The 22,016-nt window shown below is 46.1% G+C and carries 26 protein-coding genes, 1 tRNA gene and 1 pseudogene; 21 read left to right on the top strand and 7 right to left on the bottom strand.

Features of this window, described 5'->3' with window-relative positions; translation table 11 throughout:
- Positions 1–287 precede the first annotated feature (287 nt).
- Positions 288–392, bottom strand: coding sequence for a TetR/AcrR family transcriptional regulator (locus HH214_RS22215; protein ID WP_169611055.1), 105 nt, complete (start codon positions 390–392; stop codon positions 288–290).
- 80 nt (positions 393–472) lie between these two features.
- Here HH214_RS22215 and HH214_RS05760 point away from each other — a divergent pair, with 80 nt between their 5' ends.
- Positions 473–742 (top strand): transposase, encoded by a 270-nt coding sequence (locus HH214_RS05760; protein ID WP_169606427.1) that lies wholly within the window; start codon positions 473–475, stop codon positions 740–742.
- Positions 743–1,324: 582 nt separating this feature from the next.
- Here HH214_RS05760 and HH214_RS05755 read toward each other — a convergent pair.
- Both HH214_RS05755 and HH214_RS05750 read right to left on the bottom strand, forming a co-directional pair.
- Complete coding sequence (locus HH214_RS05755; RefSeq protein ID WP_169606426.1) at positions 1,325–1,987, bottom strand: nucleotidyl transferase AbiEii/AbiGii toxin family protein; 663 nt, start codon at positions 1,985–1,987, stop codon at positions 1,325–1,327.
- Entirely contained in the window at positions 1,987–2,490 is a 504-nt protein-coding gene (locus tag HH214_RS05750; protein ID WP_169606425.1) for a helix-turn-helix transcriptional regulator, read from the bottom strand. Before HH214_RS05750 ends, HH214_RS05755 begins: the two co-directional genes overlap by 1 nt.
- 210 nt (positions 2,491–2,700) lie before the next feature.
- Here HH214_RS05750 and HH214_RS05745 point away from each other — a divergent pair, with 210 nt between their 5' ends.
- From HH214_RS05745 to HH214_RS05670, 16 genes and pseudogenes are all read left to right on the top strand, one after another.
- Positions 2,701–3,123, top strand: a complete 423-nt coding sequence (locus HH214_RS05745; RefSeq protein WP_315853189.1) for a VOC family protein — start codon at positions 2,701–2,703, stop codon at positions 3,121–3,123.
- A gap of 118 nt (positions 3,124–3,241) precedes the next feature.
- Positions 3,242–4,045, top strand: coding sequence for a YncE family protein (locus tag HH214_RS05740; protein ID WP_169606424.1), 804 nt, complete (start codon positions 3,242–3,244; stop codon positions 4,043–4,045).
- Positions 4,046–4,185: 140 nt separating this feature from the next.
- A complete protein-coding gene (gene istA, locus HH214_RS05735) occupies positions 4,186–5,715 on the top strand; it encodes an IS21 family transposase (RefSeq protein ID WP_248282179.1) in 1,530 nt (509 codons plus the stop codon).
- A 16-nt stretch (positions 5,716–5,731) separates the two neighbouring features.
- A complete protein-coding gene (gene istB / locus HH214_RS05730; RefSeq protein ID WP_169605652.1) occupies positions 5,732–6,484 on the top strand; it encodes an IS21-like element helper ATPase IstB in 753 nt (250 codons plus the stop codon).
- A 120-nt stretch (positions 6,485–6,604) separates the two neighbouring features.
- Positions 6,605–7,006, top strand: coding sequence for a hypothetical protein (locus tag HH214_RS05725; RefSeq protein ID WP_169606423.1), 402 nt, complete (start codon positions 6,605–6,607; stop codon positions 7,004–7,006).
- 11 nt (positions 7,007–7,017) lie between these two features.
- The gene (locus HH214_RS05720) at positions 7,018–7,428 is read left to right on the top strand and encodes a hypothetical protein (protein ID WP_169606422.1); all 411 of its coding nucleotides are present in this window, start codon (positions 7,018–7,020) and stop codon (positions 7,426–7,428) included.
- 17 nt (positions 7,429–7,445) lie between these two features.
- The gene (locus tag HH214_RS05715; RefSeq protein WP_169606421.1) at positions 7,446–7,856 is read left to right on the top strand and encodes a hypothetical protein; all 411 of its coding nucleotides are present in this window, start codon (positions 7,446–7,448) and stop codon (positions 7,854–7,856) included.
- A gap of 207 nt (positions 7,857–8,063) precedes the next feature.
- Positions 8,064–8,267: pseudogene (locus tag HH214_RS05710) on the top strand (M23 family metallopeptidase); the annotation flags it as partial.
- A gap of 37 nt (positions 8,268–8,304) precedes the next feature.
- Complete coding sequence (locus HH214_RS05705) at positions 8,305–9,474, top strand: zincin-like metallopeptidase domain-containing protein (RefSeq protein WP_169606419.1); 1,170 nt, start codon at positions 8,305–8,307, stop codon at positions 9,472–9,474.
- Between the two features lies 1 nt (position 9,475).
- On the top strand, positions 9,476–10,252 hold the full coding sequence (locus HH214_RS05700; protein WP_169606418.1) for a DUF4099 domain-containing protein: 777 nt from the start codon (positions 9,476–9,478) through the stop codon (positions 10,250–10,252).
- Positions 10,252–10,869, top strand: a complete 618-nt coding sequence (locus tag HH214_RS05695; RefSeq protein WP_169606417.1) for a hypothetical protein — start codon at positions 10,252–10,254, stop codon at positions 10,867–10,869. Before HH214_RS05700 ends, HH214_RS05695 begins: the two co-directional genes overlap by 1 nt.
- Positions 10,829–11,287, top strand: a complete 459-nt coding sequence (locus HH214_RS05690) for a PH domain-containing protein (protein WP_169606416.1) — start codon at positions 10,829–10,831, stop codon at positions 11,285–11,287. The genes HH214_RS05695 and HH214_RS05690 overlap by 41 nt, the downstream gene beginning before the upstream one ends.
- A 9-nt stretch (positions 11,288–11,296) precedes the next feature.
- Positions 11,297–11,572 (top strand): hypothetical protein, encoded by a 276-nt coding sequence (locus HH214_RS05685; RefSeq protein ID WP_169606415.1) that lies wholly within the window; start codon positions 11,297–11,299, stop codon positions 11,570–11,572.
- Positions 11,573–11,845: 273 nt separating this feature from the next.
- Positions 11,846–12,826 (top strand): hypothetical protein, encoded by a 981-nt coding sequence (locus HH214_RS05680; RefSeq protein ID WP_169606414.1) that lies wholly within the window; start codon positions 11,846–11,848, stop codon positions 12,824–12,826.
- 116 nt (positions 12,827–12,942) lie between these two features.
- Entirely contained in the window at positions 12,943–13,206 is a 264-nt protein-coding gene (locus tag HH214_RS05675; RefSeq protein WP_169606413.1) for a helix-turn-helix domain-containing protein, read from the top strand.
- Between the two features lie 3 nt (positions 13,207–13,209).
- Positions 13,210–13,497 carry a hypothetical protein gene (locus HH214_RS05670; protein WP_169606412.1) on the top strand — a complete coding sequence of 96 codons (288 nt, stop codon included), beginning with the start codon at positions 13,210–13,212 and terminating at the stop codon, positions 13,495–13,497.
- A gap of 10 nt (positions 13,498–13,507) precedes the next feature.
- On the opposite strand, the gene HH214_RS05665 is transcribed toward HH214_RS05670, so the two are convergent.
- The 3 genes from HH214_RS05665 to HH214_RS05655 form a co-directional block, all read right to left on the bottom strand.
- On the bottom strand, positions 13,508–14,782 hold the full coding sequence (locus HH214_RS05665) for a site-specific integrase (protein ID WP_169606411.1): 1,275 nt from the start codon (positions 14,780–14,782) through the stop codon (positions 13,508–13,510).
- 249 nt (positions 14,783–15,031) lie between these two features.
- Positions 15,032–15,119, bottom strand: a tRNA-Ser gene (locus tag HH214_RS05660).
- A gap of 107 nt (positions 15,120–15,226) precedes the next feature.
- A complete protein-coding gene (locus HH214_RS05655; RefSeq protein WP_169606410.1) occupies positions 15,227–15,550 on the bottom strand; it encodes a hypothetical protein in 324 nt (107 codons plus the stop codon).
- Between the two features lie 163 nt (positions 15,551–15,713).
- Here HH214_RS05655 and HH214_RS05650 point away from each other — a divergent pair, with 163 nt between their 5' ends.
- Complete coding sequence (locus HH214_RS05650) at positions 15,714–16,685, top strand: polyprenyl synthetase family protein (RefSeq protein WP_169606409.1); 972 nt, start codon at positions 15,714–15,716, stop codon at positions 16,683–16,685.
- A gap of 135 nt (positions 16,686–16,820) precedes the next feature.
- Here the strand turns inward: HH214_RS05650 and HH214_RS05645 are convergent, their stop codons facing one another.
- On the bottom strand, positions 16,821–18,161 hold the full coding sequence (locus HH214_RS05645) for a Gfo/Idh/MocA family protein (RefSeq protein WP_169606408.1): 1,341 nt from the start codon (positions 18,159–18,161) through the stop codon (positions 16,821–16,823).
- A 217-nt stretch (positions 18,162–18,378) separates the two neighbouring features.
- Here HH214_RS05645 and cdaA point away from each other — a divergent pair, with 217 nt between their 5' ends.
- The 3 genes from cdaA (at position 18,379) to HH214_RS05630 (ending at position 22,016) form a co-directional block, all read left to right on the top strand.
- Positions 18,379–19,170: a diadenylate cyclase CdaA gene (gene cdaA / locus HH214_RS05640; RefSeq protein WP_169606407.1), complete on the top strand. Its 792-nt coding sequence runs from the start codon at positions 18,379–18,381 to the stop codon at positions 19,168–19,170.
- A gap of 306 nt (positions 19,171–19,476) precedes the next feature.
- Positions 19,477–20,436 (top strand): ABC transporter ATP-binding protein, encoded by a 960-nt coding sequence (locus tag HH214_RS05635; protein WP_169606406.1) that lies wholly within the window; start codon positions 19,477–19,479, stop codon positions 20,434–20,436.
- Between the two features lie 5 nt (positions 20,437–20,441).
- Positions 20,442–22,016 carry an ABC transporter permease/substrate-binding protein gene (locus tag HH214_RS05630; protein WP_169606405.1) on the top strand — a complete coding sequence of 525 codons (1,575 nt, stop codon included), beginning with the start codon at positions 20,442–20,444 and terminating at the stop codon, positions 22,014–22,016.

The raw sequence follows: 22,016 nt of genomic DNA, 5'->3' as shown, positions 1-22,016 counted from the left end.
TGCTATTCAAGTGTCTCGTGATTTAAATGAACCAGCTTATCCTGCAACCGCAGAGAAGTGACTCGTGACGGCATCAATTCTTTATCCACTTACAACTGAAACTAGCCGCGGAACATTTGCGGTTAGGAAGTACATTTTCATGTAGAAAAAGCTCATGTTTCCGGATGATACAATAAATGGAAACTGTCATTACACGCCGACTTAAAGTACAAGGCTCATTTTAATTAACGTCAGTAACAAACGCGGGTCAGCCTGTTCGTATTGTATTCGAACGCAGCCAACGCAATTTAATCTTTATTCTTGAAGCTGTTGTAAATGCATCCTTTAGATAGATCAGTGGCATGTATGAGATCAGTTAATGAAGTTCCAGCGTAACCTTTCTCATTAAATATTAGGGCGGTCTTCTCTGTAACCCCTCCTAAAAACCGGACTGCTTAAAGGACGAAAAGTCTTAACTTTAAACAGTCAAACGATGAAGAACCCTGTGGTCATTAGCGAAGCCCAGATTGTAAAGGCCATCAAAGAGTATGAAGGTGGCCGCGACTTAAAGGATATCTGCCGGGAACTGAACATTCACAAATCCACTTTTTACAACTGGAGAAAGAAGTATTCTGGCATGGATGCTCAGGAGCTGAAGCGTCTAAAAGAGCTGGAAGAAGAAAACCGCAAACTGAAGCAGATGTATGCGGAACTGGCGCTGGACAATAAGATGCTCAAGGACGTACTCTCAAAAAAGTTTTGAAGCCCTGCCAGCGCAAAGACATGGTTGCTTACTTAATGGAAAGTTATACGGTAAGTATCAGCAGGGCTTGCGGGGTAGTTAGTCTACCCAAATCCATGTATTACTATAGGAATGTGAGAGATGACTCTGAAACTATCGATAAGTTGCTTGAACTTGGAAAATACGGAGGCCTTGACCATATGATTATGTGCTCTTTTGATTATATGCTTGTGTTAAGGCTATGTTGAACTACATCCCTATAATCAATAAATTAGCTTGGTCAAATTGTTTCAGAACAATTGATCCCTGATTTACATAATTTAGTGGTCACGGGTTCCGTATTCTCCACTTATACCAGGAATTGGGAAGTAACAGAAAGATCCGGCTGAATCTAAACGCAGTAAACTGTACTTTTGGGATTAAGTTAACCACATGCGGATAAGAGGAAGGTTATAATACCCATGCGCTACATGCTGACCGTTAAGTATTCAGCTGTACACCGCTTCATTTTTTTCAGGCACTGACGCATAAAAGCAACAGGCATAGTTTCCGGAACGTCTTTGTCCAGGGTCCATGTGATGACGGTCGCTTTCCCGGTAATGGTTAGAGCGGCCGCTGAGCGAAGCTTTCCAGGGCATCCTCGAAATCTTCCTTAATAAAAGGCCATTCCTTTTCTTTTAGACAGATAGGGTCAAAATCTTCGTCAGCCTGGTCAAAATCCGTAAACTTCTGAACGACCAGTTGTTCATCATGCGTCCATTCATAAGCCTTCGCATGCAAATCGATCATTTGTTTAACGCTGTATTGCTCAAGGAGCTCGTGCAGGTCCCAGAAATCTTTTTTTCTGCCGCCTCGCTGTACAACATCCACTTTCATAGCGATAATGTCTGCCACTGATGCCAAGCGGACATCATCCACTTCCGTCACCTCATTCCTAAAGGATTCACTGGAATAATAAATATCTACCTTGACAACATCGTCTTTATGCTCGCCAACCAGGTAGGATTTACCAAACACGGGATCGCTGCCGAAATCACCACTTACAAAAGGAAAGCTTTCTTTCAAATACGCCTCAATCGCGTTGTAGTCAACCGTCCCATAGTCACCGGCATCCGCAAACAGGTCGATGTCAACGGACATGCGGTGGCCAAGGTACAGGCTCAATGCTGTCCCGCCGACGAGCCGGTGGCCCTTTAAGAGCTCTCCCTGCATTAGGGTGAGCAGGGTCGTGCGCAATCGATTTGAAACTGTTTCCCAGTGTAGCATCAGCTGGTCTTTGGTCTTAAAAATGAGGGATGGCGGGAGTCTGCTTTCGTATGATTAATAATGGCATCTACTATATCCGCTCCGTAATACCGCTTGATCTCCTGTTTTTCTTCTTCGTTACCGCGTTCCCATACGCGGCGAACAACTGCTTTCCTTTGCTGTTGCCAATTGATCTTAGCGAAATCGGTATCCCAAAAAAGAATCCTCCTGATCTTTGAAAAATCAGGGTGGTCGGTTTGATGGAGTTTGTCCTTTACCAGCCGCGTCTCGTACAGGGCTTGTAGAACGGCCATGGTACTTTCCTCGAATCCGAGACCCTCATCAATTTTCACTGCTACTTCCGGCGTCATTTTCCGGCTGCCCTTGATGATGGCATTGATGGTCTGGGCAGGAACATGAATATGCCTGGCAAAAGCATTTTGCTTCACCTTTCTTTTTTTGAGCTGCCGGTCAAGAATAGCGCCGGGATGAATACCCCGATATTTCTCAATCCACTTTTCCATATTCAAAAATAAACAGAATTGTTTATTTTTTGTTCAGTTTTCAAAATTAAATGCGCATTCGATCGCATGGCAACGTCATCCCTTCTGTAATGACTGCCATGTTCAGCCATCATCCATCCAATGATTATTAACAGGGCTTGGTTATCAGCCTGGCTACCATATGGAAGAATTCAGAAATGGTTCCTTCAGTCCAGTTAGTTTTACACCGAAGTGATGGGCTGGTATGTGGTGATGCAGCCCAGCGTAGTCACGGAAGAAACCCAAACGGCGATCGGAATCATGTGCTCCGATGTATTTGGTAGTGGCTGGGGGCAGTTTGAGATCGCCCACTTGGCCACGGCTGACGGCATAGGTATGGAGATTTTTTCATTTTCAAAGATGGACAAGAAAGCGCCTGCCTTTCAGCCTTTCCATACCGGCTTATTTCATTTCTGCGTTCAAGATCCGGATGTCCAGGGCTTGGTTGACAAGATTGTAGCCCATGGCGGCAAGCAGCGTATGCCGGTTCGTCATTATTATCCCGGCGATAAACCCTACTGCATGTGCTACGTCGAAGACCCTTTCGGTATCGTCTTTGAAGTATATTCACACAGTTATGTGCTGACCTATTCCTTGGGCGCTTATGCTAAATAAGTGCAGGAGGATAGGCGCAGGATTGCTCACTGGTCTGTTATTCTGCAGTTTCGTAGTATCCCACTGCCAAGCGCAAGCAAAGCGATATGTGCTGATCTTGTCCAAGGGCCAAAAACAGATGTGGGTACTGGATGACCGAACACTTGATCTGGTAACTAAAATTCCTGTAGGTGAAGACCCGCATGAGATTGCCTTGTCTACCGATCAGCATACGGCCTATGTGTCTAATGCCGTGATCGCAGGAACCGGACACCTCATTAATGTGATTGATTTGAACACCTTGCAGCCGGTGAAGGACATCGATACCCAGCCCTTTTATGTGCCGCATGGGATGGCCTATCATAACGATACACTCTGGTACACGGCTCAGGGTTCCAAATGCGTCGTTGCCTACGATGTTAAACAGGACAAACCTGTCCAGGTCTTGGGCACAGGTCAGGATTTCACGCACCTGCTGTACCTGACGCCGGACGGCAACCGCTTCTATACCACCAATGTGGAATCCGGGACGATCAGCATTTATGAAAAAAAAGTACTGCCGCCTTATATGCCGCCAACAGGTGTGTTGCTGGCAAACGCCAAACCCCGGCTGGAATGGCGGCAAACGCTGGTCAGGGTGGGCTATGGGGCTGAAGGCTTTGATGTGACACCGGATGGGAAACATCTCTGGACGGCACGGCCGGACGGTCATGTGGTGATTGTCGACCTGATCAGGAAGCAAGTACAGGCAGAAATAGATACGCATGTGCAGGGATTGCACCGTATTGCACTTACGCCGGACGGCAAGACGGCATGCGTGGTGAGCGTAAAAACCGGCGACCTGTTGTATTATGATGTACGCACGCACAGGCTCGAACAGGTGGGTATTCTGCTGAAAATGACCAGGTGTTCTGTCTTAAAGAGGTCAGGCGTTCCGGCGTAAACTGACCACCCCATTCCGGGGCAAACTGACCAGGGATTCCGGGCGAAACTGACCACCCCTGGAATGCAGCTGATGCGGTAGCAGCCGTCATCTTTGTAGGGTTACAAAACTCTCAAAGTATGGCTAACACTACGATCAGTATGAGTAAGATAAGAAAGATCTTAAGGATGTACACCAACGGGCGCAGCATCATGTCTATAGCAGCCCAGGCAGACGCATCCAGAAACACCGTAAAGAAGTATCTGGCCTCTTTCAAGGAGAGCGGCTTCAGCTTTGATGAAGTCAATGCTTTGAATGATAAAGAGCTGGAAGACTTGTTTGGCAAGGCTAAGGAGCGCTCTCCCAACAGCCGTATGCAAGCCATGCTGCGCTGCTTTCCCAAAGTAGACAAAGAGCTGAAACGTACCGGTGTTACCCGTCAAATGCTTTGGGAGGCTTATCGTAAAGAGTTTCCGGACGGTTACCAGTATAGCCAGTTTTGCTTTTATTATACCCAGTGGCAGGCCCGGGTTAACCCTGTGATGCACATCGACCACAAGGCCGGTGATAAGCTGTATGTGGATTTTGCCGGTCAAAAGCTGAGCATCACAAACCGGGATACCGGGGAGATCATTCCTGTCGAGGTCTTCATCGGCATACTTGGGGCCAGCCAGCTGACCTATGTCGAGGCGGTCATGAGCCAGCAAAAAGAAGACTTCATTTCCGCTTGTGAGCATACCCTGCATTACATTGGCGGCGTGCCGGAGGCCATTGTTCCGGACAATCTGAAAGCTGCCGTCACTAAAAGTAACCGTTACGAACCTACGCTGAATGAAACGTTTGAAGACTTCAGCAATCATTATTGCACGACCATCTTACCTGCCCGGGCATTCCGCCCTCGTGATAAAGCGCTGGTAGAAGGTGCCGTAAGAATCATCTATAGCCGCATTTATGTTCCCCTGCGCAAGAGCGTTTATCATTCCTTGCAAGAGCTGAATGCCGCTATTCATGAACTGCTGGAAGCCCATAATAACCGGCTGATGCAAAGCCGGCCTTACAGCAGAAGGCAGCAATTCGAGGAGGTAGAGCGTGAAACGCTTATGCCTTTACCCGTGTTGCGCTATGAGCTTAAAAAGCAGTTTCATGCCACCGTGATGAAAAACGGGCATGTCAGCCTCGGGCCTGATAAGAACTACTATAGTGTGCCTTACCGCTTCATCGGCAAAAAGATCAAGCTGCTGTATTCCAGCACGACGGTAGAGGCCTTCTATCATTATGAACGCATAGCCATTCACAAGCGTACCAAGGGGCTGCACCGCTACATTACGGATAAAGACCATCTGGCTTCCACCCACCAGTTCGTTGCCGAGTGGAACCCGGAAAAGTTCCTGTCCTGGGCCGCATCGATCCATGAGGATGTGCGCCTTTATATCCAGCATATCCTTAGCCGCAGGCACCATGCAGAGCAGGCTTACCGATCCTGCATCGGTGTGCTGGGCTTTGCCCGTAAAGCCGGGAATGAACGCCTGATCCTGGCCTGCAGAAGAGGCCTGAGTTATGGCATGTACAGTTACAAGACCATACAAATGATCCTGGAAAAGAACCTCGATCAGTACGAAGAAAGCTTATTTGCCAATGAACTTACCATGCCCGAGCATGATAACATCAGAGGCGAAGACTATTACCAGTAAACACGAATCAAGTCATATGAATACAAACACTTTAGACAAACTGCGGAAGATGAAGTTCTTCGGCATGTTCCATGCTTTTCAAAGCAGCCTGGAAACCGGGCAAACAGATCACTACACGGCCGATGAACTCTTGGCCTACCTGGTGGATGCCGAATGGGATGACCGGCATAACCGGCGTATAGAGCGCCAGATCTATCATGCCAAGTTCCGCTACAAAGCGTCCATTGAAGAGGTGAACTACCAGGCAGAGCGGAGCATTGACCGCAACCTGGTCATGCGCCTGGCGGACTGCACCTTCATTGAGCGCAATGAGAATGTGCTCCTGACCGGCAGCACCGGCATTGGCAAAAGCTACATCGCCTCTGCTATTGGTTACCAGGCCTGTATGCAGGGCTATAGGGTATTCTATGCCAGTACACCCAAGCTATTTGCCAAACTCAAGATGGCCAAGGCTGATGGCTCCTACATCAAAGAGATCGCAAAGATTGAACGCCAGCAACTGCTCATACTCGATGACTTTGGCTTGCAGCCTTTTGATGCACAAAACAGGGCTGCCCTGATGGAGATCATTGAAGACCGGCATGGTAAAGCATCCCTGATCATTACCTCACAGCTTCCGGTCAGTAAATGGCATGAGGTCATCGGTGAAAAAACAATAGCTGATGCAATATTAGACCGTATCGTACACAGCGCTCACCGGCTGGATCTCAAGGGTGAATCCATGAGAAAAAAACGCAGGGCTGATGAAAAGGAAATCAGTTACCAATAATAACTTGAGATAGCTAACTTTGTAATAATGCTTCTACAGCATTGGCTGCATCATTCCGCCAGTTCTCAGACTGGTCAGTTTGCCACGGAATAGCCTGGTCAACATCCCCGGAATACCTACTTGGGCAAGTCCAAGCAGATTGGTGAAGGCTTGTCCATCGACCGCAACAAGACCTCGACCTCGCTGAACGAGAAACTGGAGATCCTGATTCCAGCTGGAAAAATTGCTTCTCTGGGCAGCGGTGAAATGGTCGGCGTCATTGCCACCGATGCCGATGAGCATTATACCGGCGAGTTCAAAACCTCAGCGGTGAACTGCCGCATCAACCTAGATATGGAAGCCCTTAAACGGGAAGCGAAGGGCTACCGCCCGCTGCCGGCGTTTTATGATTTCGGCGGCAGGCAGGATGAAAAGCTCCGCGAGAACTTCCACCGTATCAGCCAGGAAGTGCAGGTGCTGGTCGCCCGCTTCAAGCCGGCCGAATCACCTGTACCGCCGAAAGGCTCCTTTAAAAATAACTAATTCCATCCATCATGAATCCAGATGAACTGACCGGGATGACCGTGATGGTGCATCCGCTGCTCTGCGATGACCCTGCGGGGCGAATGGGGCAGATCGGTGTCATCATTGAAGCTGACCGCGGAAAGGATGATTATCTGATCCGCTTCGACGATATGGTGTTGGCGCATTACAGTGCCGGTGCTTTACAGGTGCTGCAGCCACCCGAAAAGCTGTATGAGCTGATGGAGAACCGGGCCACAACGCTGTCGCCGGGTATCTGGAAAGACCTGCATTCCATAGCGCTGCTGCAGCGCTATGGCTCGGCCATACAACTTAGGACGGCTTTCGAACTCGTGCAGCAGCACGAGCACCTGCAACCCTTGGTCATCCTGAGCCTGGAAGATGCGCTGGGCGAATACCGGAGCCGCAGGGTCGGCCGCTAACCTTTAATTAAAAAAACATGAAAAATTTTGAAAACCTGAACGGGTCGCTGGTACTGGTGCGACCCGACTTTCACGACGACCCGGTGCGCCAGCAGGGCAAGGTCGGCGTCGTTACTTATGCCCGTGACGCAGACGAAATCTATGTCACCATGCTGGGCGGCAAAGAAGCCAACTACAGCAGCCAGGATCTGATGCTGCTCAAACACAAGGTAGACATCCTGCAGGAACTGACCGACTCCGGCACGGGCATGAAGCTCGACGACTTCAAGGCACTCTATAAAGTGATGCTGCTCCAGGAAAAAGGTACCTCCACTGCCATCGTCAATGCTTTGCAGATGGCGGCGGAACACCCGGCGATCTGGGATAAAGCCCTGGTAGCCGCCATGCCGGCAAGGGAACTGGAAGTCAGCAAAGCGTACAGCCGGTGAAGTGCTGTATGCTTGCCCTGCTGGTGTGCCTGCCGCTTCGGCACCTGCACATCAATTCGTCTTTCGGTTACCGGTGGCATCCGCTGACAGGACGCGTACAGTTTCATGAAGGCGTTGACCTGCATGCCCGCCACGACACGGTGTTTGCTGTACTTGGTGGCACGGTCAGGTGTAAATCTTTCGATGCTAAACTAGGGGGTTTATGTAGCACTGCAGCATGGCGTTATGCAAACCATCTACGGACACCTCAGCCAGGCTTTTGTCGGGGGCGCTGACTCGGTAACTGCAGGTCAGCCGATCGGCATCACCGGGGCAACCGGCCGGATTACCGGTGAGCACCTGCACTTCGCCGTGCGCTATCGCGGCCGCTTTATCAATCCTGTGCAATTTTTCAGGCTACTGCTTCGCTAAAGCGCAGGCAGCTCTTTTCATTAAACAAATTAATATCATGGCTAAAAATTTTAAAGCACTTCCTGTGCAGCTTTCAGAAAAGCTGGTGCAGGAGATCAAAGACGGAACATCGCTGTTCCAGCAGCCCGTGAAGGAAAATGGTCGACCCGCTTTTGTCACGCCGGTCAACCCGGTCACCGGCAAAGGGTACAGCGCCATGAATGCGCTGATCTTGGGTATGCAACGGCACGACGACCCCCGCTGGTTGTCTTTCGATGCCGCCCGTTTTGCGGGAACACCGGTGAAAAAGGATGCTTCAGCAACCCTGATCGAGTTTTCCAAGAAAACAGAGATTCAGAAAATGCGCACGCCGGATGACAAGCCCATCAAAAATGAGGAAGGCGTCACCCAAACCCGCACGGTCACCTTCGACAAGCCGCAGCCCACCAAAAGCTTCCTGTTTAACGGCAGCCAGATGAATAACATGGAACCCTTGGAAACTTATTTGGGCAAGCTGGAGGCTGCGGATACCCAGACACCGGTGGAAAAAGCCGCGAAACTGATCGAAGCCAGCGGCGCTACGATCATCGAGGGCGGACAGGAAGCTTATTATGATCAGAAGCGCGACGCTATATTCCTGCCCGCGAAAAGCGCCTTTGAGAATGAAACGAAGTACTACCAGGCCGCTATCCATCAGCTGGCGCACTGGTCAGGCCACGAGAGCCGTTTGAAACGCCCTATGGAAGGGCGGCTGGGATCCATGGAATATGCCCGCGAGGAACTGCGGGCCGCGATTGCCGCTATCCTGATTGGTGGTCAACTAAAGCTGGGGCATGACTTCGGGCAGCATAAAACCTATATGGGCGCTTTCGCCAAAATTCTGAAGGATGAACCGTTTGAAATCGCGAAAGCTGCCCGCGATGCCCAGCGGATCACCGGGCTATTGCTGGGTACCGGACGGGAGCGCAGTCAGAAACAAGCGGCCCCCAAGCCCGTCGGATTCAACAAAGGTGACGGGATTGCTTATCTGGACACCGTCTACAAAGTGCTGGAAGTTTATAAAAACAAGAGCGTCAAGGTAGAGGATACGGAAGGCACCAAGCGAACCATCAAGCCCAGCGATGGGCTTTTCAAGTCGCTGCTGGAAGCTAAAACCAATCCGCGCGGGGAAGACCGCCTGATGGCTGAAGAACCTGAACTGGAACACACCTATAAAATGACCCGATAAGATGAACCTGATTAGTTTTAACGAACAACAACTCCCTATGCGGGATTTGGAAACCATCGGTTTGGCGACCGGCGGTCAGCTGCTGCTGAATGTGGATGACCTGAAGGCCTTGCTTTCCGGCAGGCGTACAGCTCTTTTAGAACTGCGCAACCTGGAAGCCGGCAATATCAAAATCAAATCCCTGAATGCCAAAATTTCACTGACGGAGGGTAAAGACGGCAAAGTCGATCTGCTGATCCACCCGGTGTACCGGAAATCCGCCACACCGGATTTCCTGGACGATTTTGAGTCCGAACAGTTGCAGAAAGGGGAAGTTGCCAATCTGCTGAAGATTACCGTTGACGACAAGGGCAATAGAACGGAACGCCTCGTTGAGTTTGATGCGGATACACGTGAATTCATCGTTTCCGACACAGAAAAAATTCTGGTACCGGATATGGTGAACAACGAGTTCCTCACGCCCGCACAGAAAGAACGCTACCGGAAAGGGCAGGAAGTGGAACTGGCGGACCAGACCCGCTTTGCCTATGCCGCGGCCGATTTGCATGGCATCCGTTCCAACAAAATAGCGCTGGTAGCTTCAATTCTAATTGACGGCGGGTTGTCTTACATGCTTTACAAAGGACTGAATGCGTTGTTCAATAAGCCCCGGGATGAAAAGGAAGCGGAGCGCCTTAGCGCTGGCTACCGGAATGCCGTTGCAGACCTGGAAGATCAGGTGCGCCGGTTTCCGGAGCAGACGCCACGTTCCAATACCCGTAACGGCAGTTCACGCTGATGAATCCCGTGCTGGAAAGGCTGGGCATCTTCCCGGAGGCTGAGGCTTTTTTTCATGCAGAAAGTCTTTGCTTTGATTACGGCGGGGTAAGCGAAGTTTATGATCAAGGTTACCATTATGTTCCGACGACCGACGGCCTGTGGCTCGCGGGCAACCGGTATGCTCAGGAAGTAGTCATCACGAACTCCGCTATGGAAGCGATTGCCTGGTATGCGATTCACCGGTCCAGTTACGCAGATCCGGCAGCTTTAGCGTTCGTATCGCTCGGCAATCTTCCCACACCCGCGCAGTTGTCATGGCTTCGCAGCGCGTTCCGACGCCGGAAATTTACGCTGGTGTTTGCTCATAGCCTGCTTGGAAAGCTGACAGACATCAAAGCAGCGTGTTTGCTCAAGGGTAAAACGGTCTCTTTGTGCTGGCAAAAAAAGAAAGCAGCAGTCAGCTATCAGGGCCGAACCGCTGACTTTGACGAAAGCTGTTGCAGTCTGCACCACTTTGAAAAAGCCTTTGGCCTGCGCCTTGGCATCCGCACCAGCAAACCTGCCCTGCACGTCACCCATTTAATCCAGTTACAATATGACTCCTCCAAAATTGATTACCCTCAGGCCCGCGCTTAGTTATGCGCTATGGCGGTCTGTCTTACCGACCGGATTATCCCTGCTTTTTCTGGTGCTGGCCTGGACCCTGTCACCGGTGTTCATCTGGTGCAGCCTGGCGTTCATGCTGGCTGCCGTATATCGGCTGCGGTATATCCGGAGTATTCAGTACGTGATTACGGAAGGTTCCTTGCAGGTCAGCAGCGGTTTACTTTTCAAAAGAACAGATTATCTGGAACTCTTCCGGGTGAAAGACTACATTCTGACCCGGCCCGTTCTCATGCAGGTTTTCGGGTTGATGAACCTGACCCTGAAAAGTACGGACCCTGAGAATCCTGTGCTCACGCTGACCGGTATTCCCGCAATGGACCTGGTGGGAGAGCTGAGAGAATGGGTACAGCGGGCCCGCGCATTGAACTGCATTATGGAAATAAATTGATGCTAATAATTGCGAATAGCTAATTTTATTAGTATTTTAGAACCTCCACACGAAGCTGAAATGAAAACCTTTGCTCACCTGATGATTACCTGTTTGATCTCTACTTTTGCGTTTTGGGGTGCCCTGGGCAATAAAACCTATCCTTGGCCGTGCTATGGCATTGCCTTCGGTATCTGGGCTATCTTCCTGTGGCGGTTGAATGTTCGGATGAAACGCACGGAGATGAGGCGGCGCTTGGATGAGCATCAGTTTCGTGAATACATGCGGTATCGGCATCAGCGGTGATCCGCAAAAAATTTTTATATTGGGCATCTCAGGCAGCCTCGTCTGCCTGAATTGTGATAAGGTTTAGGTTGAAAAGTCCCGGCGGCAAGCGCTTAGGGACTTTTCTCTTTTAATCCTGTTTTTATAGCTAAGTAATTCCGGCTCTTGCAGGCACGCATTGTACGGTTTTATCGTTTGCTCTCTGCACCCATTCACGGGTTTCAATCAGCTCATAAAAAGCCCATTTCCGCAATAGCAGCCCTGCTTTCTGACTTACACTTTAACTTTTTTCTCATGAAAGATGCAAGTTTATTAAACAAAGACCTGGCACTTACCGAACAGCAGTTCCGGGAAGCCATCACCAACGATTTTATAGGCGCAGAATTTACTGACCGCCTGGAATGGGCCATGCTCATGATACAGCAGAATTTTCATCAGATGCGATTCGCGGAATACCTGCCGGCTGTTACCCGCAATCATTTTGACAAAGCTTATCTCATTGCTGACGGACCTGATACGCTTCACCGGCAGATGCAATATTTTATGCCGTTTACAGACCTGCAGGCGACGCCGGAAATCTTTCCGGACCTGAACATCAAATTGATGACCCTTGAAGAAACCATTCAATTAAACAAGGTCAAACAGTTGGATTTACGCACCAAGCAGAATTTAAGGTCACGTCTTCAGTATGCTTACGAAATCTCTTCCGCCTTTTACAATAAACATACAGAAGCCTTTTACGGGTTTAAAGATGGCTATGAGCTCAACAGGGGCTTCTTCTCCCTGGCATCAAAATTCGAGGACGCAGATAAACTGTCCGTCACTGAGTTGCCGAATCCGATCTCTTTGCACCCCAGCTATGTTTTGCCGCCGAACGCTATTAGACTTCTGCCTAAACGGCAATTAATGGATATCATGAAACTGATCGCCATGTCGTATCAGGTTGCCCTTTCTATGTATTATGAGTGGTCCGTTTACATCAAAGAATACGACAATATCGGACTGATCGTGCCGGTAGAGCCGCAGATCCTGTCTGAACTTTACAAGACATCGCTCATGAGGTTCGAAAGTAAAAAGCAGATGGTTCACTTTGTTAAAGAGCATTACCGCAGGAAAGTTGCCAGACCCGATGAAGATTTTTCGGTTTTCGTGAAGCGTTACCTGCGCGGTGAACACCGGTTTAATTACCGTGGCTTTTATGCCGAGGTCGTTCCCCCGAAGTATGATCTTTTACGGACCCGAACCAGGAAGAAGTTTGTAGACGCTTCTGGGTAGGTAAGCTTGAATACCAGGTTCAAAGCAAAGTGAAAACACCTTCAATGCAGATACCGGGGCAACGTCCCTGGCGCCCTTTTTTCAACAAAATTATTTAACTTCTTAAACTACCCTTTGTGGCAATAGAAATAATCACCAAAGATGATCTGGAAGCTTTCCGGAAAACGCTGCTCAATGACATTCAGGCTTTACTGATCAACAACAGACCGGAAACGAAAGAATGGCTTCGGTGTGCAGATGTGCGCAAGCTGCTGAAAGTTTCCACCGCCACCGTTCAGAACCTGCGCATGACCGGCAAGCTGAAATCTCATAAGGTAGGCGGCATACATTTTTACAGACTGGCCGATGTGGAAAGCATGATCAGCGGTAAAACCCTATAGTATATGACACCTGAAATGTTAACACTGGTTTCCTTATACGCCAAAATTACAGAAGACCCGCGTGTCAGCGTCTGGCACATCAGTTTGTATACTTCTATCTTAACCCTATGGCAGAAAGGCGGCTGTCCGCAGGAGTTAAGGGTGTCCCGGAAACAGCTGATGACCGGCGCACATTTTCGAAGTATAACCACTTACCATAAGTGCATTAACCAGCTCAGGAAGCTGGAATACATTGAATACTTTCCAAATTATGATGCCTATCAGCGAAGTATCATTAAGCTCATCATTTGAACGCGGTTAGTTACGGTAATTCGAAAAAGCTTTTAGCCATCCTGGTTTCGCCCTCCTTCAAACTATTTTTCTCCAGCAAGTTTTCCTCTAGTTGGAGCATATCCCTGCTCACCTTATCATCCTGCATTTTCGCGTAATGCTGGGTCTGCTTGATGTCGGCATGACCCAGCATTTTTGATACTGATTCTATAGGCACGCCATTATTGAGTGTGACCGTAGTGGCAAAAGTATGCCTTGCAATATGGAACGTAAGTTCTGCCCTGATCCCGCAGCAGTCGGCAATTTCTTTCAGGTATGAGTTCATCCGCTGGTTCGTCAGCACAGGTAATGCTATCCCAGTGTTGCAACATTTCGGATCATTCCTGTACTTGGAAAGAATGTTTTTAGCCTGAACGAGCAATGGAATCCTCGAGGGCGCATTCGTTTTCTGGCGGTGTACAAAAATCCAGTGCTTCCCATCAGCCCCAATTCTGATATCTGACCGTTTCAGCTTCTGAACATCTGCAAAAGCAAGTCCTGTATAGCAGCTGAACACAAAAATATCTCTGACTGCATCCAGCCTGGCTGTCGAAAATTCCTTCTCCTCCAAACGCCTCAGTTCCCGTTCTGTCAGGGCGGTTCTCTCCACTTTTTTCTTTGTTAATTTAAAATTGGCAAACGGATCACCCGGCAGCCACCTGTTTTTAACACATACCAGCACTACCTTCTTAAAATTGGCGAGGTACTTGACCGTAGAATTGTGATTGCATTTTCTGACTGTTTTTAGCCAGAAGGCATATTGTGCGATAAACTCGTGATCCAGTTCCCTGATGTCCTTATCCTCATCGGTTCCATACATCCATTTCATAAACGACCGGGTATGCCCGAACGAAATCTCATATCTGCCAATCGTGCCGCGTGCATAATCAATGCCTTCCAGTGCCTTCATCTGGTCATTATGATGCCTGAAAATTTCAAGGATCATTCTTGGCTTTTCATAATTGCCGGTAAGTATATCTTTAATGGCCTGAGCAGAAACAGGTTTATTTGATTCTATCAGCATTCTCTTGGCCAGGTACACCTGCTGCTCCAGTGTATCCAGGAAATAGTTCAGTTCTTTGACAGCTTCTTTATTCCCGGTCGCTCGTCCTGCGTGTACATTCCACTTTGACGCTTCACATTTGCGCTTTGTTGACAGTTCTTTGGATTTGCCGTCAACCGTGATTTTGATGTAAATAAATCTGTCGTCATTCTGGTTCTGAGACTTTTTAAGAAAAAAAAGCAGACCGAAGGTTTTCTCTAACATAACTCTAATTATTACGGTGAAACAAAAGTACATTTCTGGCATTGGTCACACAAGATGTCCATGCCGTAAACAGGCTGTATTACAGCTGTTTACACAAGTTTCATTGCGTGATTTTGAAATTTGAAATCACGCAATGAATCACGCAATAGAGTTATGCGTTTTTATGTGATTTTTAGTAGGGTGGAAAATTAAAAAAGCCCTTTAATATACAATTAAAGGGCTTTTTGACACTTTTGTTAACGTAATCAGCGGAGAGGGAGGGATTCGAACCCTCGATACGCTTTTGACGTATACACACTTTCCAGGCGTGCTCTTTCGACCACTCAGACACCTCTCCGTAAATGCACTATTGAGCTACAAAGGTATAATAATACCCGACTTTGTGCAATAAAAAAGCGAAGCCCGCTTCCGGTACTTCGCTTAAACAAAAACTACAACTCAGTACTAATATCTTTTTAAATCATTATGCTTGTATCGATGAATATTATGGCTAAGCCTATTTTCTTCATGGCGTAAATGTCGGCGTTCGGCGCGGCTTACATGGCCGTTGGCTTTAGCCATACGTTTGTTTAATGCCAAACGTTGTTCTTCGCGGCGTAAACGGTAAGCCTCTGCACGGGTAAGCTGGCCATGGTTAACACCATGGTTAATACGTTGATGTTGGTTGTGCTCACGCATGTTAATAACAGGTGTTTTGGTTTGAGCTTCGGCTATAGTAGTTAGTGCTAATGCGGCTACTAACAGGCTTCCAAATATTTTAATTTTCATAAGTTTTATTGTTTATCTGATTTATAGAGCCTGCATCCTTTAAATGGTTTAACGGTTATGTTAATTTTATTCATCAACGGCTTATCCATATATTTTATTTATGTTTGCTGCCGGTTATCCGTAAGGGTAAAACTCACACACTAGAATACGTTGTTTAGTTTGAATGCTGAACCTGGACGAGATTAAAAAGCCTATAGCTGCCGAGATTGATGTTTTTGAGGAAAGGTTTAAAGCCTCTATGCAAAGCTCAGTGCCCCTGCTTGATCGTATTACACATTATATTGTAAAGCGAAAAGGTAAGCAAATCAGGCCCATGTTTGTATTTTTTTCGGCCAGTTTATGTGGTGGCGTAAATGAGGCCACTCATCGTGGAGCGGCTTTAGTTGAACTGCTGCATACTGCCACGCTGGTGCATGATGATGTGGTAGATAATTCTTATCAGCGCCGCGGATTTTTCTCTATAAATGCTTTATGGAAAAATAAGATTGCAGTTTTAGTCGGCGATTTTCTGCTGGCGAAAGGCATGGATTTATCCTTGGCGAATAACGATTTTCAATTACTGCGCATTGTAAATGAAGCTGTAAAACAAATGAGTGAGGGTGAGTTGTTGCAGGTTGAAAAGGTACGCCGTATGGATATTAACGAAAATATTTATTACGACGTTATTCGCCAGAAAACTGCATCATTAATTGCAGCTTGTTGCGCATGTGGTGCTTCATCAGCAGGAGCTGATGTTGAAACGGTAGAGAAAATGCGATTATTCGGTGAAAAAATTGGTATTGCCTTCCAGATTAAGGATGACATGTTTGATTTTGGTACCAATGATGTGGGGAAACCTTTAGGTATTGACATTAAAGAGAAAAAGGTAACCTTACCATTAATTTATGCTTTAAATAATACTAGCTCTTCCGAGAAAAGGCGTATTATTAATCTGGTGAAAAATCATAACGAAGAACCTGAGAAAATTACTCAAATTATTAGTTTTGTACAGCAAACCGGCGGATTACAGTATGCCGAAACGCAAATGCAAAAGTACCAAAATGAAGCATTTGAAATTTTAAACACTTTTCCACCAAGTGAAGCCCGCCAAGGGTTGGAACAGCTAGTTAGATATACTACTGAGCGTAATAAGTAGGTTAAGAAAAACGTAATAACCAAAAGCCAAGAATATACTTCATAAAATGCTGTTATCATTAAGCAGCTGCTTGCTTAATATTTTGGTTAATTATTTTATATTTTATCTTGGCTTCTGGTCTTGATTCTTCCTGCTTTATGATTCTTTCGGCGCATTATCTACGTGCCGGAACGTATCTAACGTGGTAATCATTTCTAACTTTACTGGCTTGCCGGTACGGGCCGATTCATAAATAGCTTCCATGATTTTATGGTCTTGCAAACCTTCCTCACCAGGGGTATAAGGCTCATTGTTTTCCATTATGCATTGTGCAAAGTGGTCCATTTCCAATGCAAATTGTTTTTTGTCGCTTATGATAGGATTTTGCTTCATCTCTATTTTGCCTTGTGCTTGCGATGCTTCCATTTTAAGACCTTCATAATCAAAAGCTGGGTCTAGGCCGAACCAACCACCATTATCGGCAAAGCAGCGGTAGTTTTTAGAATTATGTACTCCATAGCTGCACACATTGTTGGCAATAGCACCACTTGGGAAAAACATCTGGAACATTACCGCTTCCTCCACTTCTTTAAAACGTGGGTCGTTAGGTGTGCTATAGGTGGATGCAACAACGGTATGCGGCTCTTCCCCCAATAAAAAGCGATTAGTATTAATATTATACAAACCAATATCAGGTAACGAGCCACCACCTGATAATGCCTTTTTTAAGCGCCATTGCGACGGATCGCCTATGTTTTGCACATTGGTAGAACTAATTACTTTTACCTTACCAAAATGCTTTTCACGCGTCCACTTCATAGCCATGCGGTTGTGAGGTTCATACTGAATGCGGTAGGCAATCATCAGTTTTTTACCAGCTTTTTTGCAGGCGGCTATCATGCGTTCAGCTTCTTTGCTGGAGTTAGCCATGGGCTTTTCACATAGTACATGTTTGCCGGCTTGTGCTGCACGTGTCACAAACTCTTCGTGCATGCCATTGGGCAATACAATATATACGGCTTCAATTTTCGGGTTGTTTTTAATTTGATCGAAATTCTGATAGTCATATATGTTCTTCGGGTTAATGCCATACTGCGCTGCTACCTTCTGGGCCTTGTCTGGATGACCGCTTATCAATGCTACCGGTTTTGCATATTTGCAGGCGCCAAAAGCAGGCATAATCTGGCCTATCGTTAATTCACCAAGTCCGACTATAGCATAGCCTATACGCTTATCCGGTTCTATCATAGCGGTGCCAGTTTCCTGCTGCCTTTCGGTAGCCGCATGCTGACTAGGTACCTGTACCCGAATAGTATCGGCCATAGATTTATGCATGCCGCCACCTCCCATATTTTGAGCATCGGCAGTGCACGAAGCTAGTTCGCCAATAACAGTAGCTGCCATTAACCCTTTACCGGCATTTTCTAAAAATTCGCGCCGGTTGCATTCACCCGATGATGATAGAAAAGATTGCATCAGTTGATTGATGTTTTTCATGATAGTAGAATATTATTGAAATGAATTTTCTTGTCAGTTATTAAAATTGCATAAAACACAATTGGTAAATAGGTTTTGTTTGATAAGCACAACGGATTGGTAAATGCGTAATTACGCAGGTAAAAGCATTATTTCTTGTAACATTTTGACGCAATAAGTAGTAAAGTGCATTTAGCGCTAATCAATCAAACAACTAAAAAAATCCTATCTTCGTTACATGCCCGCACTTGATTTAAGCCAATTTCATTTTACACTGTTTAATGCATTGGATATTGTGTTGGTGGCTTTGTTGATCTACCAACTCTACAACCTGATTAAAGGCACCATAGCCGTTAATATTCTTATCGGTCTTATCATCATCATCCTGCTCAATTTTGTGGTGCATGCCTTACACATGACGCTGCTCATGAAAATACTGGATACCTTTATCCAAGTGGGCATTATAGCAGTGGTCGTCATTTTTCAGCAGGAGTTACGGCGTTTTTTGCTATTGCTGGGGCGTAATGCCTCGTTACAGCGTAATAGGGCTTGGTGGCGTTACTTTTCAGGTAATAATGATGCAGCTAAAGATAATTACAAACGCATTAAGCCCATTGTAGATGCTTGCAAAAGCCTCAAGCAAACCCGTACCGGAGCCCTGATTGTTTTTGTACGTGATTACGACGAACAATCATACGTAAATAGTTGTGAGGTGATGGATGCCATTATCTCTAAGCGATTGTTGGAAAGTATTTTCCAAAAAACCAGTCCGTTGCATGATGGAGCTGTAATTATATCAGGCAACAAAATTCGTTCGGCCAGTTGTATCTTACCACTTACCGATAATACCGACTTACCGCCGCAATTTGGCTTACGCCACCGGGCCGGCATTGGGGTTACCGAGGCTAATGATGCTACAGCTTTAATTGTATCTGAAGAGACTGGCGAAATTTCATATGCGAAGCAAGGCAAAGTGAAAATGAACATCAGCTTTGCAGAGCTAGAAAAACTGTTGAATAAAGATTTTTAAAGAAGCTACTTCGCCTTTAAACAACTGAATCACAAATGTTCATTGCTTTATAAAAATGGGCATCAATGTTCCAGAAAATATAATTGAAGCGGTTGGTATACCTGATGCTACCTATTATTCATCAGGCTATCAGAACGAATCAATACGGTTTTTATAATCTAAACATATTGAATACCTACTAGATACATGAATATCTTAAAGCTTAATAGTTAGAATGTTTATCTTGTAACGTAGCTATTTAATAATCCCTACAATCTTTAGAGTTAACTCGCCAAACAACAGACGTATTTATTACATTTACGTTGCATGATTAAGGTTAAAAACCTGAGTAAACATTATGGTTCGGCCAAAGCGGTTGATGATATCAGCTTTGAAGTAGCCGAGCATGAAAACCTGATTCTACTGGGTACCAGCGGCTGTGGCAAAACTACTACGCTAAAGATGTTGAACCGCTTGGTGGAGCCAACCCATGGAGAAATATTCATCAACGGTAAAAATGTTAACCAGCAACCACCCGAGCAGTTGCGAAGAGGTATAGGTTATGTACTGCAAAATAATGGCTTATTTCCACATTATACCATAGCTGAAAATATTGCTATAGTACCTAAGCTGTTAAAGTGGGATGCAAAACGAATCAACACCCGGATGCATGAATTAGTAGAAAAACTACACTTGTCGGTCAATTTTTTAAACCATTACCCTAATCAATTAAGCGGGGGACAGCAACAGCGTATTGGCTTAGCACGTGCATTAATGGCCGATACGCCGGTTTTATTAATGGATGAACCGTTCGGTGCACTTGATAATATTACCCGTGGTAAGATACAAGCTGAGTTTAAGCAACTTGATGAGTTGCAACGCAAAACTATTGTGATGGTAACACATGATGTGCAGGAAGCTTTCGAGCTGGGCAACCGCATAGCTTTGATGGATCAAGGCCATTTAATACAACTAGGCACACCGGCCGAGCTGCTGTTTAATCCGGCTAATGAGTTTGTAAAAGAATTTATGCAAGCTCAACGCTTGCAACTGGAATTAAAAGCCTTGACATTAGATGATTTATGGAGCTTGTTGCCTCCATCGTTTAAGAATACTCATAATTATCCAGTTATCGACAGTAGCAATAATGTGTGGGCAGCTATGGAGGCTTTTAAACTACAAAATGCACAGGTACTGAACATTAAACAGCCGGAAAAGGATGAAAAAAAAGCCATAACCTTCGAGCAACTCATGTCGGCTTTTTACGCTTATCAAAATAAACGCTAAGCAATATGAACAACCAGCAACAAAGTTTATGGCAGTTTATGCAGCAGCAATCGGGTAAGCTGGTGCAACAAACGCTGGAGCACATAGGGCTTACTTTTATTTCGCTATTCATTGCCGTGCTTATTGGTTTACCTTTAGGTATTCTTATTGCTCGTAAAAGACAGCTTTCCGGTACGGTATTAGGCATAGCCGGGGTGTTACAGACTATACCTAGCATTGCATTGCTCGGTTTCATGATTCCTTTACTCGGCATAGGGCCCAAGCCCGCTATTGTAGCTTTGTTTTTATATGCGTTATTACCTATTATTCGTAATACTTATACTGGTATTACCGGGGTAGATGGTTCAATAAAAGAAGCCGCATTAGCTATGGGCATGAGTAATAGCCAAGTACTATTTAAGGTAGAATTACCATTGGCTATGCCAGTTATTTTGGCGGGTATTCGTACTGCTACAGTAATTAACGTGGGTGTAGCTACGCTTGCATCCTACATTGCTGCTGGAGGTCTGGGGGAATTTATATTTGGAGGTATATCCCTTAATAACAGCAACATGATTTTAGCAGGCGCTATTCCGGCTGCTTTGCTGGCTGTGGTGTTTGATTTTTTGCTTTCATTGGTGCAAAAAATTAGCTTTAAAAAATTGAAAGTGGGTACGTATGCTGTGCCGATAATCGCCTTGATACTGGCTTGTTTTTACTTTGTGCCCTCGGCTTACGGTAGCAAGCTTACTGCTGGTTTTACCCCTGAGTTCATGGGGCGACAGGATGGTAACTTGGGTTTACAGCAAAAATATGGTCTGAAAATTCATACTATTGTGATTAATGATGCTGTAATGTACAATGCCGCTTATGAAAAGCAATTGGATGTAATTAGTGGCTACTCCACCGATGGTCGGCTGAAGGCTTTTAACTTAGTAGTGCTGAATGATGATAAAAAGATATTTCCACCCTACTATGCAGCGCCTATTGTACGGCAGGATGCATTGCGGAAATTTCCGGAGCTGGAAAAAACGTTGAACTTATTAGCCGGGCATATCAACGACTCAGTAATGACCGAGCTTAATTATCGCACCGATTACCTGCATCAAACACCCGAACGGGTAGCTAAAGATTTCCTGGTAGCACAACATCTATATAAACCCAGTCGAAACGGACAGGCAGGCGTAGTGCGCATTGGTTCTAAAGTTTTTGGCGAACAATACATTTTAGCCAGTATGTACAGCATGCTGATTGAAGGGTATACAGATTACAGTACAGCTACTAAAACCGGCTTAGGCGGTACCAAAATATGTTTTGATGCTTTAACTAATAACCAGATTGATTTTTATCCGGAATATACCGGTACAGGATTACTGGTACTTTTACAACCTTCGCAAAAAGATATACAAACTGTAAGTATTGATAAAGATGCAACCTACCATTACGTACAACAGGAGTTCCAAAAACGCTACCAAATTCAATGGTTAAAACCGATAGGCTTTAATAATGCGTATGCACTCATGATGCGGCAAAAACAAGCTAACGAATTGCACATCAAAACAATTTCAGATTTAAAACGCTTTCTGACTAGTAACCCATAA

Source organism: Mucilaginibacter robiniae (genome assembly GCF_012849215.1).
In the GTDB taxonomy this organism is placed as follows: domain Bacteria; phylum Bacteroidota; class Bacteroidia; order Sphingobacteriales; family Sphingobacteriaceae; genus Mucilaginibacter; species Mucilaginibacter robiniae.
This window is presented reverse-complemented; position numbering and strand designations above follow the sequence as displayed.